Source organism: Asanoa ishikariensis, assembly GCF_900107455.1.
Classification (GTDB): domain Bacteria; phylum Actinomycetota; class Actinomycetes; order Mycobacteriales; family Micromonosporaceae; genus Asanoa; species Asanoa ishikariensis.
Genome location: NZ_FNQB01000002.1, coordinates 1838710 through 1853675, shown reverse-complemented (window position 1 = coordinate 1853675; position 14966 = coordinate 1838710). Strand labels below are relative to the sequence as shown.

The 14966-nt window shown below is 72.5% G+C and carries 16 protein-coding genes; 8 read left to right on the top strand and 8 right to left on the bottom strand.

Annotation, left to right across the window (positions count from 1 at the left end; genetic code table 11):
- Window positions 1-15: 15 nt before the first annotated feature.
- Window positions 16-1038: a serine hydrolase gene (locus BLV39_RS23060; protein ID WP_090796562.1), complete on the top strand. Its 1023-nt coding sequence runs from the start codon at window positions 16-18 to the stop codon at window positions 1036-1038.
- A gap of 66 nt (window positions 1039-1104) precedes the next feature.
- Window positions 1105-2118, top strand: coding sequence for a serine hydrolase (locus BLV39_RS23055; RefSeq protein ID WP_090796559.1), 1014 nt, complete (start codon window positions 1105-1107; stop codon window positions 2116-2118).
- Window positions 2119-2121: 3 nt separating this feature from the next.
- Here the strand turns inward: BLV39_RS23055 and BLV39_RS23050 are convergent, their stop codons facing one another.
- Window positions 2122-2613: a metallophosphoesterase family protein gene (locus tag BLV39_RS23050; RefSeq protein WP_090796555.1), complete on the bottom strand. Its 492-nt coding sequence runs from the start codon at window positions 2611-2613 to the stop codon at window positions 2122-2124.
- Window positions 2614-2673: 60 nt separating this feature from the next.
- Between BLV39_RS23050 and BLV39_RS23045 the strand changes: the two genes are divergently transcribed.
- From BLV39_RS23045 to BLV39_RS23035, 3 genes are read left to right on the top strand one after another with little or no spacing between them, the layout of a single operon-like run.
- Window positions 2674-3030, top strand: a complete 357-nt coding sequence (locus tag BLV39_RS23045) for a hypothetical protein (protein ID WP_090796552.1) — start codon at window positions 2674-2676, stop codon at window positions 3028-3030.
- A gap of 42 nt (window positions 3031-3072) precedes the next feature.
- Window positions 3073-4272: an aminoglycoside phosphotransferase family protein gene (locus BLV39_RS23040; protein ID WP_090796548.1), complete on the top strand. Its 1200-nt coding sequence runs from the start codon at window positions 3073-3075 to the stop codon at window positions 4270-4272.
- Window positions 4269-5402 carry a methyltransferase domain-containing protein gene (locus BLV39_RS23035; protein ID WP_090796544.1) on the top strand — a complete coding sequence of 378 codons (1134 nt, stop codon included), beginning with the start codon at window positions 4269-4271 and terminating at the stop codon, window positions 5400-5402. Before BLV39_RS23040 ends, BLV39_RS23035 begins: the two co-directional genes overlap by 4 nt.
- A 161-nt stretch (window positions 5403-5563) precedes the next feature.
- On the opposite strand, the gene BLV39_RS23030 is transcribed toward BLV39_RS23035, so the two are convergent.
- Window positions 5564-7141, bottom strand: a complete 1578-nt coding sequence (locus BLV39_RS23030; RefSeq protein ID WP_090796540.1) for a phospholipase D family protein — start codon at window positions 7139-7141, stop codon at window positions 5564-5566.
- A 155-nt stretch (window positions 7142-7296) separates the two neighbouring features.
- Between BLV39_RS23030 and BLV39_RS44835 the strand changes: the two genes are divergently transcribed.
- The gene (locus BLV39_RS44835) at window positions 7297-7425 is read left to right on the top strand and encodes a hypothetical protein (RefSeq protein ID WP_275414364.1); all 129 of its coding nucleotides are present in this window, start codon (window positions 7297-7299) and stop codon (window positions 7423-7425) included.
- 9 nt (window positions 7426-7434) lie between these two features.
- Here the strand turns inward: BLV39_RS44835 and BLV39_RS23025 are convergent, their stop codons facing one another.
- A complete protein-coding gene (locus tag BLV39_RS23025; protein WP_090796536.1) occupies window positions 7435-8424 on the bottom strand; it encodes a pirin family protein in 990 nt (329 codons plus the stop codon).
- A 26-nt stretch (window positions 8425-8450) separates the two neighbouring features.
- Complete coding sequence (locus BLV39_RS23020; RefSeq protein ID WP_090796532.1) at window positions 8451-8921, bottom strand: MarR family winged helix-turn-helix transcriptional regulator; 471 nt, start codon at window positions 8919-8921, stop codon at window positions 8451-8453.
- 79 nt (window positions 8922-9000) lie between these two features.
- On the opposite strand from BLV39_RS23020, the gene BLV39_RS23015 reads away from it, so the two are divergent.
- Window positions 9001-9585, top strand: coding sequence for a DUF1684 domain-containing protein (locus BLV39_RS23015; RefSeq protein WP_090796529.1), 585 nt, complete (start codon window positions 9001-9003; stop codon window positions 9583-9585).
- 21 nt (window positions 9586-9606) lie between these two features.
- Window positions 9607-10365 (top strand): hypothetical protein, encoded by a 759-nt coding sequence (locus BLV39_RS23010; protein WP_090796524.1) that lies wholly within the window; start codon window positions 9607-9609, stop codon window positions 10363-10365.
- A gap of 21 nt (window positions 10366-10386) precedes the next feature.
- Here the strand turns inward: BLV39_RS23010 and BLV39_RS23005 are convergent, their stop codons facing one another.
- Genes BLV39_RS23005 through BLV39_RS22990 form a run of 4 tightly spaced genes read right to left on the bottom strand, consistent with a single transcriptional unit; the run spans window position 10387 to window position 14929 of the window.
- The gene (locus BLV39_RS23005) at window positions 10387-10977 is read right to left on the bottom strand and encodes a general stress protein (RefSeq protein ID WP_090796520.1); all 591 of its coding nucleotides are present in this window, start codon (window positions 10975-10977) and stop codon (window positions 10387-10389) included.
- Between the two features lie 60 nt (window positions 10978-11037).
- Window positions 11038-12393: a glycoside hydrolase family 6 protein gene (locus tag BLV39_RS23000; protein WP_090796516.1), complete on the bottom strand. Its 1356-nt coding sequence runs from the start codon at window positions 12391-12393 to the stop codon at window positions 11038-11040.
- A gap of 57 nt (window positions 12394-12450) precedes the next feature.
- Window positions 12451-14253 (bottom strand): sensor histidine kinase, encoded by a 1803-nt coding sequence (locus tag BLV39_RS22995; RefSeq protein ID WP_239084135.1) that lies wholly within the window; start codon window positions 14251-14253, stop codon window positions 12451-12453.
- Window positions 14243-14929 (bottom strand): response regulator transcription factor, encoded by a 687-nt coding sequence (locus tag BLV39_RS22990; RefSeq protein ID WP_204083055.1) that lies wholly within the window; start codon window positions 14927-14929, stop codon window positions 14243-14245. Before BLV39_RS22990 ends, BLV39_RS22995 begins: the two co-directional genes overlap by 11 nt.
- Between the last annotated feature and the right edge of the window lie 37 nt (window positions 14930-14966).

Genomic DNA, 14966 nt, shown 5'->3' with positions numbered 1-14966 from the left:
TACGGGGGTTTTGGCATGATTACAGCGTTCAACCGGCGCACCGCGATCGGGTTGGGCACCATGGCGACCGCAGGAGCGGTCCTGGGCCTGCAGTCGCCCGCGGCAGCGGACCCGGACGCGATCGACGGCGCGCCGGTCGTCGAGTCGACGCCACAGGAGGCGGCGGCCAAGGTGGGCCAGGTCTACCAGCGGGAGATCGCGGTCGCGAAAGGCAACTGGCACGCCCTGGTCACGGTGGCCTCCACGCGTGAGGTCGTCGCGGTCGCCGACCAGGTCGACACCGTGGTCGAGGCGTACAGCGTCAACAAGCTCGCCGTGGCGATCGCGGTGCTCGACAAGGTCGACCGCAAGCTGCTCTCGCTCACCCAGCGGGTCAACGTGACCTCGGGCATCGTGGCCGCCGGCGGCGACGGCATCTTCCGCCTCGACGGCGCGTACCCGAGCTCGGTCACCCTCGGCCACGTCCTCGCCGCGCTGCTGACCGTCTCCGACGACACGGCATCCCGTCTCTGCGGCCTGGTCGCGCCGGCGGCGGAGATCAACCAGATCCTGCGCAAGAAGGGCTTCACCCGCACGCAGGTGCAGCCGGTGGGCAACCCGAACCAGTTCTACCTGGGTCGCACCACCCCTCGGGAGATGCACACGCTGCTGCGCAAGCTGGTCGCGGGCAAGCTGCTCTCCGCCGCGTCGACCAGGGTGATGCTGTCGCGGCTGCGCTCGCCAATCGCGTTCACCGACGGGATCCGCCGGGAGATGTCGTCATTGGAGCGTGGCCGGATCGCGACCAAGGCCGGCTGGTTCGGAGACGGCCGGCACGAGGCCGGCATCATCTTCAGCAAGGCGGGCCGGCCGGTGCTGACCTACTCCATCTTCGCGAACGGGCAGGGCAGTGCCGGCAACTTCGGCGCCACCCACCCGGCCGTCCGGGCCCGGGCACGGATGGGACGCGCGTTCCTCGACGCGGTCAACACCCTGCCCGGCGACCCGGCTGTCCGCATCGAAGACTTCGACCTGCACGAGCCGTCCAACGGAGGTTAGCGGGGCGGCGAGTGAAGCCTTTTCATGGTTGGATCGAGCGGTCTGTCCAACGGGGAGGGTTTTCGCATGGGTTCGTCACTCAACCGTCGCACCGCACTCGGGCTCGGCACGCTGGCCACGGCCGGGGCTGTCTTCGGCGCCCCGGCCGTCGCTTCGGCGGCCCCGCCGGCCGCCGCGTCCGGCGCCGAGCCGACGCCGTTGAAGGCCGCACGCAAGATCGGCCGGGTCTACCAGAAGGAGAGCACGGCCGCCGGTGGCAACTGGCAGGCCTACGTCACGGTGGCCGGGTCGAGCGAGGTCGCGGTCAACGACGAGAGCGACACGGTGCTCGAGGCCTACAGCGTCAACAAGATCGCGGTGGCGGTCGCGGTGCTCGACAAGGTCGACCGCGGCCTGCTCACCCTCGACCAGCGCGTCGACGTGACGGCCGCGATCGTGGTCCCCGGCGGCGACGGCATCTTCAGCCTGGACGGCGCGTACCCGAGCTCCGTCACCCTCGGCCACGTGCTCGCCGCGCTGCTGACCGTCTCCGACGACACCGCGGTCCGGCTCTGCGGCCTGGTCGCCCCGGCCCTGGAGATCAACGAGATCCTGGTCGCCAAGGGCTTCCCGCACACCCAGGTCCAGCCGGTGGCCAACCCCAACCGGTTCTTCCTCGGGGTTTCCACCCCGCGCGAGACGCACGACCTGCTGCGCCAGCTCGTCGCCGGCACGCTGCTCTCCCCCGCCTCGACGGCCGCGATCCTCTCGCGGCTGCGGGCACCGATCGCGTTCACCGACGGCATCCGCCGCGTGATGTCGTCCGACGAGCGGCTGCGGGTCGCCACCAAGGCCGGCTGGTTCGACAACGCCCGGCACGAGGCCGGCATCATCTTCGACCGGGCGGGTGCGCCGGTGGTGACATACGCCCTGTTCGCCGACGGCCAGTCCGGCGCCGAGGACTTCGGCGCCACCCACCCGGCCGTCCAGGCCCGTTCGAAGATGGGCCGTTCGTTCATCGACACGGTCGACACCCTCACCGGCGAGGCTGTCGCACGGATCGCCCGGGCGCCGCGCTACCAGCCGTCCAACGGCGGCTAGGACCTAGAGCCGGTGCAGGCTCGCCGCGGTCAACCTTCCGTCGCTGATCTCGGCGGTCATGAAGGTGTGGTGCGGCTGCCGGCGCCGGTCGGTGGGTGAGCCGGGGTTGAGCAGCCGCAGACCGGTCGGCGCCACGGTGTCCCACGGGATGTGGGAATGGCCGAAGACCAGCACGTCGGTGTCCGGGAAGCGCGCGGCGCAGCGCGCTTCCCGGCCCGTCGCGGCGCCGGTCTCGTGCACGACCGCCAGCCGCACGCCGTCGAGGTCGGCCCGGGCCACCTCGGGCAGCCGGTCCCGCAACGCCGGGCCGTCGTTGTTGCCGTAGACCGCCACGAGCCGGCGGGACCGCGCTTCCAGCCGGTCCAGCAGGTCGACGTCGACCCAGTCGCCGGCATGCACCACGACATCGGCCTCGTCCACGATCATCCACAGTGGAGCAGGGAGGTCCTTGGCCCGCTTGGGCAGGTGGGTGTCGGACATGATGACGACCAGCATCCTTCGTACGCTATCGCTCGCCGCAGTGCGGTAGGGCTTTACCTGTGTCATGGTCAATAGGTGAGCACCAATGAGTACGCCCGGCCCGAGGCGCCCGTGCACTGGGTGGCCGACGGAATGCCCCGGGTCGAGCTGGCCAACCAGTTCCTCGCCCAGCTCGACCATGCCGGCGGCGCGCCCGACCAGGTCGTGCTGACCATCGGACAGGCGATCGACGCGGGCACACCGCCGACCGTGCTGTCGGCCCATCCGATCGGACGCTACGGACTCACCCCGGCCCGCCTCGACGAGCTGATCATGGTGTTGCTCAACGCCCGCCAGGAGCTGCTCGGGCTCACGGACCCGGTCGAGCCGGCGCCCGGCGAGCCCGTCCTCAACCAGGTCGTGCCGATCGGCCCCCGGATGGCGAGGCCCTAAACCCGGTCGCGTGCGGCACCGGAGGCGGCTAGCGTCCCGGCCGTGACCCGCCTCGCCCGCCTGGTGCTCGTCGACGCCCACGGCACGCCGCTCGGTGTGCTGCCGCCGTACCCGGTGCCGGTGCCCTGGTGGCAGGAGTCGGCCGACGTCGTCGACGGCGCCCGGGTGCACTTCGGCCTCGACGTCACGATCCTGCGGCTGCTCAGTGCCGACCGGCCGGCGATGCCCGGCGGCACCGTCACCTACCTGGCCGAGTGCGCGGCCGCCCCGGCCGGGGCGGTGCCCCTGGCCGAGGCCGGCGTCGACCCCGCTGCGGTGACCGACCCGCAGCCCCACCGCGCGCCCTACGCCGAGCCCGGCGGCCCGGCGCGGAGCATCGCCTGGGCGACAGCACGGCTGACCGAGCGGGGCTGGGCGGGCGTCACCGCACACCAGCACCGCACCTGGAACCTGTCGGCGATCTGGCGGCTCGACGCCGACGGTGGGCGGCGGGCCTGGCTCAAACAGGTGCCGCCGTTCTTCCTGCACGAGGCCGCGGCACTGCGCTGGTTGGCGGACGTCGCGCCGGGCCGGGCGCCGGACCTGCTCGCCGAGGGAGGCGACGGCCGGCTCCTGCTGGACCACGTGCCGGGCGACGACTGGTACGAGGCCGACCTCGCCGGCCGCCACCGGATCGGCGTGACCGCGCACGAGATCCAACTCGCCGCGCTGTCCGATGTCGACATGCTCGTCGCGGCCGGCCTGCCCGACCGGCGGGACGCCCGGCTGGCGGAGTGGATCCGGTCGACCCTGGCACCGCACCGGCCCGCCGTCGACGAGGTGCTCCCCGACCTCGTCGAGCGGCTCGCCGCCGCTCGGGCCTGTGGCCTGCCGGACACGCTGGTGCACGGCGACCTGCACCCCGGCAACACCCGCGTGGCCGGGGCCGGCGACCCCGTGGTGATCGACTGGGGCGACTCGTTCGTCGGCAGCCCGGTGTTCGACATCCTCCGGCTGAGCGAGCGCGTCGGCGACGACGCGGCCGCCGGCCTGCGAGCGGCCTGGGCGGCGCGCTGGCGGTCGGCCGTTCCGGGTTGCGACCCCGAGACGGCGATCGCGGTGCTGGGCCCGGTCGCCGAGGTGCGTTCAGCCGCGGTGTACGCCCATTTCCTGGCGAAAATCGAGCCGGCCGAACATCCGTACCATGTCGCCGACGTGCCCCGGTGTCTGCGAGCCGCTGCGCGGCCTACCGTAGGTGCATGACCGACGCCCCCGCGCTGCGCGCCCGTCTGGTCGACGTGCTGCGCGACGACGGTGGGCTCACCCGCGACGACCTGGCCCTGGCGTTCGCGACCGTGCCCCGCGAAGTGTTCCTCGCCGAGGGCTTTCACGACAGTGACGCGGGTCTGCTGCGGCCGGGCGACGAGGACTTCCTCGCCGGCGCCTACCGCAACGACGCGCTGGTGACCAAACTCGACAACGGACGCCCGGTCAGCTCGTCCAGCCAGCCGTCCCTGATGGCCCTGATGATCGAGGAGCTCGGCGTCACCGCCGGCATGCGGGTCCTGGAGATCGGCGCGGGCACCGGCTACAACGCGGCGCTGATGTCGGCCGTCGGCGCGGACGTGACCAGTGTCGACGTCCAGCCCGACGTGGCCGCGCGGGCGGCGGCCGCACTGGCCGCGGCGGGCGTCACCGGCGCGCGGGTCCGGGTCGGCGACGGCTACCTCGGCGAACCGGCCGGTGCGCCGTACGACCGGGTCATGGTCACCGTCGGCGTCACCGGGGTGTCACCGCACTGGCTGGCGCAGCTCGTGCCGGGCGGGCTGATGGTCGCGCCGGTCACGCACGCCGGAAACAACCCGGTGCTGCGGGTCTGGAGCCAGCCGGCCGACGGCCGGGCGGCGCCCGGCTGGCCGGCGCGGGCCGACATCTGGGCGGACGGCGTCTGCGGCGCCGGCTTCATGGCGGCGGCCGGCCCGCTCGGCGCGCGCTACCCGTGGGCACACCCGGCGCCGGTGCGCGGCCCGGCGGAGATCGTGCCGACGCTGCGGCTGCCGGCCCGCTGGCGCACAGCGCTGAACGGCCTGCGCTACCACGACCTGTGGTTCGCGATCGGAGCCTGGGACCGCCGGACCACCGGCGCCCAGTTCGACGGCGGCACGGGCTGCGTGCTGCTCGACGAGACCCGGACGGGCGGCGCGGCGATCCGGGCCGACGGCGCGATCGTGGCGGCCGGGCCACACGCGGAGGACTACGCCACCGACGCGGGCATCCTCATCGACCGCTGGGTCGACGAGGGCATGCCGGCCATCCAACAGTGGCGGGCGGCGATGGTCCTGGCCGGCGACCCGGAGGCCCCGATCTACGTGCCCCGGGACTGGTCGCTGTAGGCCGCGTCCTGTCGCTCATCGTGAGCCGAGACGGAGTCCAGGTGTCGTCTGGTGGTGGCTCGGGATTGCCCGGATACCGGTGTTGTATCTGGGTGATCCCGGGACGCCGCCAGACGGCGGCTGGGCCCGTCGCAGGCCGCGATGAGCGACAGGACGCGGCCTTAGAACGTGCCGCGCAGGCGGTGCTTGAGGGGGCGGCCGTCGGGGTCGTAGAGCAGGCGGTAGAGCGGCAGGGCCCACAGACGGGTCAGGCGCGGCAGCCGTTCCGGTGCGTGCGCGCGCAGGCGACCCGGTGGGCGCGGGCCGGTGCGACCGCCACGGTGCCACGCGTCCAACGCCTCGGCTGACTCGGTCATCGCCGCGACCGCCACGGCCGGGTCGACCAGGTCGTCGGTGTCCGTGCGGTCCAGGTGCTCGCCCATCAGGCGCAGCCGCAGATCGCGGGCGTAGACCCGGGCGCCGTCACCGAGACCGCCCGGGTCCTGCGGCGCGCGCGGGTCGCGGGTCTCGTCGAGCACGGCGCAGGAGAGCTCGCTGTCGTGGGTCCACGAGCGACGGTTGAAGTTGTCGGAGCCCACGCTCGCCCAGACGTCGTCGATGACGCAGACCTTCGCGTGCACGTACACGGGAGTGCCTTTGTGGTTCTCCACGTCGAAGACGTGCACCCGGTCGTGGGCCGCCTCCCGGCAGAGCCGCAGCGCGAGCTCGCGGCCGACCTGGTTGGGCGGCAGGGCCAGCCGGCCGTCGATGTCGGGATGGCGCGGCACCACGGCGACCAGGTGCAGCTCGGGGTTCGCCTTGAGGGCTTCCGCGAAGAGCGTCGCCACCTCGGTCGACCAGAGGTACTGGTCCTCCAGATAGATCAGCCGGCGGGCGCGGCGGACCGCCTTCAGGTAGCCACGGGCCACGGTGCGCTCGCCGTCCGGGGCGAACGGGTAGCGGGGCCGGACCGCCGGGTAGGTGCGCAACACCTGCACGGCGTGCGGACCGACCCGGGGCGCGGCCGGCGGGCGCTCCGGCAGGGGGTCCGCGGTCAGGTCGGCGTGCCTTAGCCGGTCGCCGAGGTAGGCCAGCGGGTTCTCGATGTCCAACGGCATCGGGTCCTGCCAGCGCTCGCGGAACACCTGGTCCAGCACGTCGACGACCGGGCCGCGGAGCTTGAGCTGGACGTCGTGCCAGGGCGGGCGCTTCCCGTACGCGCCGGCCATGGTCACCGGTTGTGGGTCACCGAGGTGCGTGCCGTCGTCGCGGCGGCTGTGGCAGAGGTCGATTCCACCGGCGTACGCGACGTCGCCGGCCGGGTCCCCGGGACGGCGGAGCACCACCATCTTCTGGTGGTGCGAGCCGCCTCGGCGGACCCGCTGGTCGAGCAGCACCTCGCCGCCCGCCGCCCCGACGAGCTCGCCGAGGTGCCGGTTCTCCTCTTCGCTGTACTGGAGCTTGTCCAGATGCGAGCGCCACACCAGCCCTTTGACGACCACGCCCCGCTCGGCCGCACGGGAGAAGAGCTCGGCGACGGTCGGGCCGTCGGGCAGGAGCCGCTCGTCCGGGTCACCCCGCCAGTCCGTGAACAGCAGGTGATCACCCTTGACCAGCCCGTCGACAGTGCGGACGAGATCGGCGAAGTAGCTGGCGCCGTGCACCAGCGGCTCGCAGTGATTGCCTTCGCTCCACGTGGGTAGGTCTGAGGCGGGATTGCCGCGCTCCGCCCGGGTGAGAAACCAGTCCTCTATCCGCATCCATGGGGCATTTCCCAGAACGCGAGGCCGTCACACCTGCCCGGGCGGGCCGACACGTTGACACAGAACCGCCACCCGTGGCGCGAAACCGTGATTTCTCTCCGTAACGGCGCGCCTACCGTCATTGTCGAAGGACGGCATGTAGGGAGGCCCCGATGAGCAGTGAGATCATCCCGGAGTCGGAAAGCCGTACGCGGGAGTCCAACTCCGAACAGGGGCTCCTCCTCGCCATCCTGATAATGGTCATCCTGGGCGTGATCGCCATCTTCGTGGTGACCGCCTAGGACTCTGCTTTACGGGCGGTCGCCCTCGCCGGACGAGTGCGGCACGCGCGACGCGGGGATGACGCCCAGGCGACCGGCCTGGTAGTCCTCGAAGGCCTTGGCCAGTTCCGCGCGCGTGTTCATCACGAACGGGCCGTAGTGCGCGACCGGCTCACGGATCGGCTGGCCGCCCATGATGTAGAGGTCCAGGGCCGGCGTGTGCGCGTCCTGCTGGAGGTCGGCGGTGATCCGCAGCGCGTCGCCCGCGCCGTGGACGGCGAGCTGGCCCGTGTGCATCGGGCGCTTGTCGACGCCGACCGTGCCCTTGCCGCCCAGGACGTAGACCAGGGCGTTGAAGTCCGGGTTCCAGGGCAGGTCGACCTCGGCGCCGGGCTGGATCGTCAGGTGCGCGATGGTGATCGGCGTGAAGGTGGTGCCCGGGCCGGACTGGCCGGCGATCTCACCGGCGATGACCCGGATCAGCGCGCCACCGTCCGGCGTGGTCAGCAGACCCGACTCCTTGCCGCGGATGTCCTGGTAGCGCGGCGGGTCCATCTTGTTGGCCCGCGGCAGGTTGACCCAGAGCTGGAGGCCGTGGAACAGGCCGCCGCTCATCACCAGGTGCTCCGGCGGCGCCTCGATGTGCAGCAGGCCGCTGCCCGCTGTCATCCACTGCGTGTCGCCGTTGGTGATGGTGCCGCCACCGCCGTTGGAGTCCTGGTGGTCGAAGATCCCGTCGATGATGTACGTGACGGTCTCGAAGCCACGGTGCGGGTGCCAGGGGGTGCCCTTCGGCTCGCCCGGCGCGTAGTCGACCTCGCCCATCTGGTCGAGGTGGATGAACGGGTCGAGGTCGGTCAGCGACACGCCCGCGAACGCGCGGCGCACCGGGAAGCCCTCACCCTCGAAGCCGCTCGGCGCGGTGGTCAGCGACCGGACCGGGCGGATCGTGGTGGTGGCAGGGTCGAGGCGGGGCAGGCGGGGCAGGACGAGAACGTCGTCGACGGTGATGGCTGGCATCGGACTACTCCTAGCGGGCTCGGTTCCTAGCGGGACTCGGTGCGGGCGGCGCTCAGCCGCTCGTCGATGCGGGTGAAGATCTTGGTGAGCGCGGCGAGGTCGGCGGCGTCGAGGTCCTCGATGAAATGCCTCCGGACGGAGCCGAGATGCCCGGGTGCGGCAGCGCGCAGCGCCGCCAACCCGGCCTCGGTGAGCACGGCCTCGCTGCCGCGCCGGTCGTCCGGGCAGGGCTCGCGGGTGACCAGTCCGCGCTTCTCCATCGTGCCGATCTGGTAGGTGAGCCGGCTCGGCGCGAAGATCAGCTTGGTGGCGAGGTCACCCATCCGAAGTCGCCGCCCGGGCGCCTCGGCGAGCTGCACCAACACGTTGTAGTCGGCGAGCGTCAACTCGCTCGCCTTCCGCAGGTCGTCCTCGATGGTGATGAGCAGCCGCTGGCTGGACTCGACGACCGCACGCCAGGCGGCCAACTCCTCCGGGCTCAACTTCTCGTCTCTCATCACACCTCCAAGGTACCTGTTCTTTCAAATCTGAACAACTTCCGCCCCGGCCGTGTTGTTCCCGGCTAACGTGGGTGATGTGGATGACCTTGACCTGGCGGATTGGCGCGAACGGGTGGCTCGCCTCTACCTCTCCGACGTCGACCTGGCGGGCTTCCGGGCGGGGCGCGACGCGCTGTTCGCCGAGCACCCGCAGTCACCGATCCCGCCGGACGAGCGGCCGACGTTCCGGGGTCTGCCCCACTTCCCGGCCAACCCGGACGCGATCGCGGAGGCACCGGTCCGCCCGGCGACCGGAGGCCTGACCATCGACACGGGCGGCCCGGACGGGGTCGTGACGTACCGGCGGGTAGGCATCGCGGACACCCCGTGGGGGCCGCTGACGCTGTTCTGGATCGAGGCGTACGGCGGCGGCCTGTTCCTGCCGTTCCGCGACGGCACGGCCGGCCCGCGCACCTACGGCGCCGGCCGCTACCTGACGGACACGGTCAAGGGCACCTTCGGCCGCGGGGTGACCCTGCTCGGCCCCGACCGGGTCCGGCTGGACTTCAACTACGCCTACAACCCGTCATGCGCGTACGACGACCGCTGGGCCTGCCCCCTCGCACCCGAGGAGAACCGCCTGGCGCCACCGATCGAAGCCGGGGAACTGAACTACAAGTGAGAGACCGTCTAATGTGTCGCCGTGACTGACCTGGCGATCAATCTGGTGGCGAGCGCGCTCGCTGCTGTCGCGGCCTGGATGGTGCAGCGGGCCGTGTCCTATCGGCGGTTGGCCCGGATGCGCGGGTTCTTCGGGCTGCGGGCGGGCGCGCCGAGTCTCCTGATCGCCGGCCGGCACTGGTCCTCGCCGAAGGTGTCCAGTGTGCACCGCAACGACATGGGTGCCATCGTCGAGCTCGGCGCGATCGTCAAGGAGTGCGGTGCGCGGGCCGATCTCGTGCCGGCGGCGGAGGCGCCCAAGGAGCTGGGCAAGGTCACCGAGTTCTGCATCGGCGGCCCGGAGAGCAACCCCCGGACCAGCGCACACCTCGCGGCGCTCATGCCGGGCGTCCGGGTGACGACCTTCGAGGAGGCCGACGAGACCGTGCCGATCTTCGTCGGCACGCAGCGCTACGACCGCCTGCCCCACGAGGAGGCGCACGTGCTGCTCGCTCGCGCCCTGCCCACCGCGCACCCGGTCTTCCTGCTCGTCGGGCAGACCGCGCTGAGCAACCTGGCGGCGGCTCGCTACCTCGCCGGGCATCACCGGGAGTTGCAGCGCAAGTATGGGGACAGCGACCCGTTCTGCCTGGTGCTCAAGATCCGCCAGCCGGGTGCCTACGGCGCGGACCTGGTGGAGCTGGTCGCGGACGGCACCGAGGCGGCGTTCGACGGCAGCACTCCGCTGCCGGCGCTACCCCGGCCGCGCCGCGAGTGGTGGGCCATAGGGCGCCGCCCTTGAGCAAGGACGGCGCCCCAAAACCTAGCTGGCGCCGCTGGCCTGCCAGTTCATCCGGGTCAGGAGCTGGCGGGCCGCTTCGGAGTGCTCGGCGTCGACCATCACCGCGTACTCGGTGGCCTGGAGCGAGCTACGCGAGGTGAAGTCGCGCTGGCCGCGGGTCACGCCGTGGCCGATGGCACCGAACAGCGCGCCCCAGAAGGCACCGATCGCCAGCGCGGAGAACACGACGGCGAACCAGTTGGCGTCCGTGAAGATGCCGAACAGCAGACCGATGAACAGGCCGAACCAGGCACCGCTGCCGGCGCCGGCGAGCGCGGCCCGGCCCGTGGTCAGCCGGCCCAGCACGTTTTCCACCAGGCGCAGCCCGCTCCCGACGATGGCCGTGGTCTCCACCGGGAACTGGTTGTCGGAGAGGTAGTCGACGGCCCGCTGCGCCGCCGCGTAGTCCGTGAAGGTCGCGACGGTCACCGTCGGCCGGCTCGGGCCCTGGTCGGCGACCGGGGCACCACCGAAGAGACCGCCACCGAGACCACGGCCGGGCACCGGAGCGCCGGAGCCGGCGGGTGCCACTGGTACGCCGCCAGGCCCGGGCGGGGTCGAAGGTTGGGTCATGGTTCCTCCTCGGTCGCGTACCACTTCCCCGATCTTCGACCGGATAACCGTCGCCGTCCGTCAAATGACCGAACAGACCCGATCACCGAACCGCCACTGGGTGGGCTGTACGAACGTCCCGGTGTAGGTGCCCTGGAAACCGATCGTGACCGACCCGCCGGCCGGCAGGTTGGTGTTCCAGGACAGCGGCCGGGCGGTGAGTGCGCTGCCGGACTGGGTCCAGGTGGCGCTCCAGCCCTGGGTCAGCCGGGCGTCGCCGCTCAGGGTCGTGCTGAGCGTCCAGCCGCTCACGGCCGCGCCGCCGTTGGTGATCGTCAGCTCGACCGTGAACCCACCCGTCCAGATGTTGAACCGCTGCCGGACCGTGCAACTCCCGGAGGAAGGAGGCGTGGTGGTGGGCGGCGTGGTCGTCGGCGGCACCGTCGTGGGCGGCGTTGTCGTCGGCGGGTTCCACGGCCCGGCCGCGATCGCCAGGTCGTACGCCCGCTGCGGCACGAACTGGCCCGCCGTGGCGATGCAGCCGTCGGCCTCGCCGGGCAGCTTGACCCAGAGGAAGGCGGCGATGGCGGAGTCGTTGGTCTGGGTCGTGCTCGGCACGCCGATCGCGCGCCCGGACGGGTCGCACCACTCGGAGCCGGCCGGCCCGTTGCCGTTGCGGCTGGTGTCGACGACGGCCTTGAGCGCCGACGAGCCGATCGCCGCCAGGACCGCCTTCGCGTACGGCACGGCCTCGCTGTTGGCCCGGTAGTTGGACACGTTGACCGAGATGCCGTCGGCGCTGTTGACGATGTCCGCGGCGACGGCGCGGGACGCGGCCTCGGAGGCCGACAGCCAGGCCGAGTGCCCGACGTCGAAGTAGACCTTGGCCTGCGACGAGCCGGCCTTGAGCTTCTTGCCCGCGTACGCCATGGAGGCCCGGGTCTCGGCCTGCTGCGAGGAGTTCTGGCAGTTGGTCATCAGCGGCAGCACGTCGGGCTCGAGAACGATCGTGGCCGGCCGGCCCGCGAGCCCGGCGGCGACCTCGTCGACCCACGCCCGGTAGGCCGCGTGCGACGGCGCACCGCCGGAACTGGCTCCGCCGCAGTCCCGGTTGGGGATGTCGTACACCACCATGATCGGAATCTTGCCGGCCGCGGCGGCGGCGCCGACGTAGGCGCTGACCTGCGCGCGCACGGTGCTGGTGTTGGTCGTGGTGAACCACCGGGCCTGCGGCACCTCGGCGATGCGGGACCGGATCACCGCCGCCCGGCTGTCGGAGGAGTTCGCCGCGACCCATTGCGCGGCATTGGTGTCCGGGTCGACATAGAAGGCGGAGTCGGCCGCGACGGCGCGGCCTGGCGCGACCAGCGCGGTCAGGGCGACAGCGACGGCCGCCGCGCCGGCGAATGCCGCGCCGACGACGGATCTGCGGTGCATGGCGGTTCTCCTTGGCATAGGCAATAGAGGACCGTCAGTGGAAGCGCTCCCAGCAGGTTACGACACAGGACCCTGCCCGGGCAACCGGACCGTGAAGGTCGAGCCCTGCCCGACGACGCTCGTGGCGGTGACCGTCCCGCCGTGCGCCTCGACGAGCTTGCGGACGATGGCGAGGCCGAGGCCGCTGCCCCCGCTGCGCCGGCTCCGGGACTTCTCCGCCCGCCAGAACCGCTCGAACACCCGGGGCAGGTCCTCGGCGCTGATCCCGGTGCCGGTGTCGGCGACGGCGATGACCACCTCGGAGCCGGCCACCTGGGCGCTCACCGTCACGGACCCGCCCGGGGGCGTGTGCCGCACCGCGTTGGCGACCAGGTTCCCGACGATCTGCCGGAGCCGCACCGGGTCGGCGAACAACTCCGGGTCACCGTCGACCCGCAGCAGGACGCCCGGGTGGGTCGCGGCGACCTGGGCCAGCAGGTCGGCGAGGTAGACGTGCTCGGCGTGCAGCCGCAGCGCCCCCGCGTCGGCCTGGGCCAGGTCCTGGAGGTCGTCGATCACGTGTTGGAGCAGGATGGCCTCCTCCAGCAGCGAGCCGAGCAGGCGCCGGTCGGCCACCACGACCCCGTCCTCGGCGGCCTCCAGCCAGCCCCGGATGTTGCTGACCGGGGTACGCATCTCGTGCGCGACGTCGCCGACCATCGCCCGGCGTAGCTGCTCCAGGCGCGTTCGCCGTTCCGCCATGTCGTTGAAGGCCTCGGCCAGCCGGGCGATCTCGTCGCGGCCGGTCACCCGCACCCGGGCGGCGCCGTCACCGTCGCGCATCCGCTGCGCCGCGGCGGTCAACGCGTGCAGCGGGCGGGTGAGCCGGATGCCGGCGAGCACGGTGACGACGACGGTCACCAACAGCACGAGTCCCGCGACGAGCACGATCCGGGCCCGGTTGGCCGGGGACAGGTCGAACTTGGCCGACGGGCGGCCGCCCGGGTCGGCGACGAAGAGCGTCGCGGCCGGGGCCACGAACGGGAGGAGTTGTTCCCGCCGGCTGCCGCCGATGCACGCGTTGACCGCCCGGTTGTCCTCCTGCTCCTTCCGCGACAAGCCCGGGCTGGCGACCGCGGCCGAGTCCCGCCAGGTCCAGGTCTGGTCCTGCGCGACCCGCACCGCGGGCACCTGGCGCCGGGCCAGGCAGGTGTTCACCAGGGCGTTGAGCTGGCCGAGCGCCTTGGTCTCGGTGGCCGTCGGAGCGGCCAGGTCCGCGCGCGCGTCCAGGCAGATGATGTCGTCGGGCTGGTTCGGGCCTTCGGTCTCGATCCGGGGGCGCCCACTGGGTGTGTCGACCACCGACGCCTCGATCTTCCCGCGACCCCGCAGGCACGTGACCGCCACGTCGGCCCTGGCGCGCAGCGCGGCGCGTTCGTCGGGCGGCAGCAGGTACGGCCCGACCGCGCGCGGGTCGATCCGGTCGGCGCCGCCCGACTCCGGGCTCAGGGTGGCGTCCACGGAGAGCGCGTCGATCGTCGCCGACGGTTTCGCGGGCAGTTGACCCGCCGACGGCGCCGAGTCCGCGATCGGCGTGCCGGACCCGGTGGTCAGCGCGACCCGCCGGCCGACCCGCCGGGCGAGCGGCCGCAGGGTGTCCTGGACACCGGTCCAGTCCGGGTGCGTCGCCGCGTAGCCGAGCAGGGTGTCGTAGATCCGCGCGTCGTCGGCGATCGTCTGGCCCTGCTCCTGCCGGATCGCGCCGGTGGTCGTGCGCACCGCCAGCCACGCGGTCGCCGCGATGGACGCGAGCGCCACCAGGACGGCCAGCGCCAGCAGGCGCAACAGCAGGCTGCGGCGCAGCGGGACCTCACGGGGCACGGTCGACCAGCTTGTAGCCGACGCCGTACACGGTGACCAGGCGGCTCGGTTTGCGCGGGTTGGGCTCGATCTTCTTGCGGAGGTTCATCACGTGTACGTCGACCGTGCGGTTGGTGATGTAGCGGTCGAAACCGTGCAGCCGGGTGAGCAACTGGTCCCGGGTGAACACCCGGCCGGGCTGCGCGGCCATCGCCTCGAGCAGTGCGAACTCACCGGGCGTGCAGTCGACGGTCCGGCCGTCGCAGGTCACCTCGTGGCGCACCGGGTCCACGCCCAGGCCGCCCACCCGGTGCACCGGGTCCGCGGCGGTCCGCTGGCCGCGCCGCAGCAGGGTCCGCACGCGCGCGACCAGCTCCCGCGGGCTGTACGGCTTGGTCATGTAGTCGTCGGCGCCCAGGTCCAGGCCGAGCAGCAGGTCGTCCTCGGTCGACCGGGCCGTCAGCATCAGCACCGGCACGTCGGACTCCTGCCGGAGGATGCGGCACACGTCCAGGCCGTCGACCCCCGGCATCATCACGTCGAGGACGACCAGGGCGGGCGGATGCCGGCGGATCTGCTCCAGCGCGGCGCGGCCGTCGGGGACCACGACGACCGTGTGCCCGTCCCGCTCCAGGTAGCGGCGGGCGAGCTCGGCCTGCTTCTCGTCGTCCTCGGCCACCACGACATGAGCGCGCACGGCGGCGACTCTACGTCGGTTGACCCCGCCGCTGAAC

Coding starts and splice junctions, on each gene's coding strand:
- BLV39_RS23060 (WP_090796562.1), top strand. CDS start 16: ATGATTACAGCGTTCAACCGGCGCACCGCGATCGGGTTGGGCACCATG.
- BLV39_RS23055 (WP_090796559.1), top strand. CDS start 1,105: ATGGGTTCGTCACTCAACCGTCGCACCGCACTCGGGCTCGGCACGCTG.
- BLV39_RS23050 (WP_090796555.1), bottom strand. CDS start 2,613: ATGCTGGTCGTCATCATGTCCGACACCCACCTGCCCAAGCGGGCCAAG.
- BLV39_RS23035 (WP_090796544.1), top strand. CDS start 4,269: ATGACCGACGCCCCCGCGCTGCGCGCCCGTCTGGTCGACGTGCTGCGC.
- BLV39_RS23030 (WP_090796540.1), bottom strand. CDS start 7,141: ATGCGGATAGAGGACTGGTTTCTCACCCGGGCGGAGCGCGGCAATCCC.
- BLV39_RS44835 (WP_275414364.1), top strand. CDS start 7,297: ATGAGCAGTGAGATCATCCCGGAGTCGGAAAGCCGTACGCGGGAGTCC.
- BLV39_RS23025 (WP_090796536.1), bottom strand. CDS start 8,424: ATGCCAGCCATCACCGTCGACGACGTTCTCGTCCTGCCCCGCCTGCCC.
- BLV39_RS23020 (WP_090796532.1), bottom strand. CDS start 8,921: ATGAGAGACGAGAAGTTGAGCCCGGAGGAGTTGGCCGCCTGGCGTGCG.
- BLV39_RS23005 (WP_090796520.1), bottom strand. CDS start 10,977: ATGACCCAACCTTCGACCCCGCCCGGGCCTGGCGGCGTACCAGTGGCA.
- BLV39_RS23000 (WP_090796516.1), bottom strand. CDS start 12,393: ATGCACCGCAGATCCGTCGTCGGCGCGGCATTCGCCGGCGCGGCGGCC.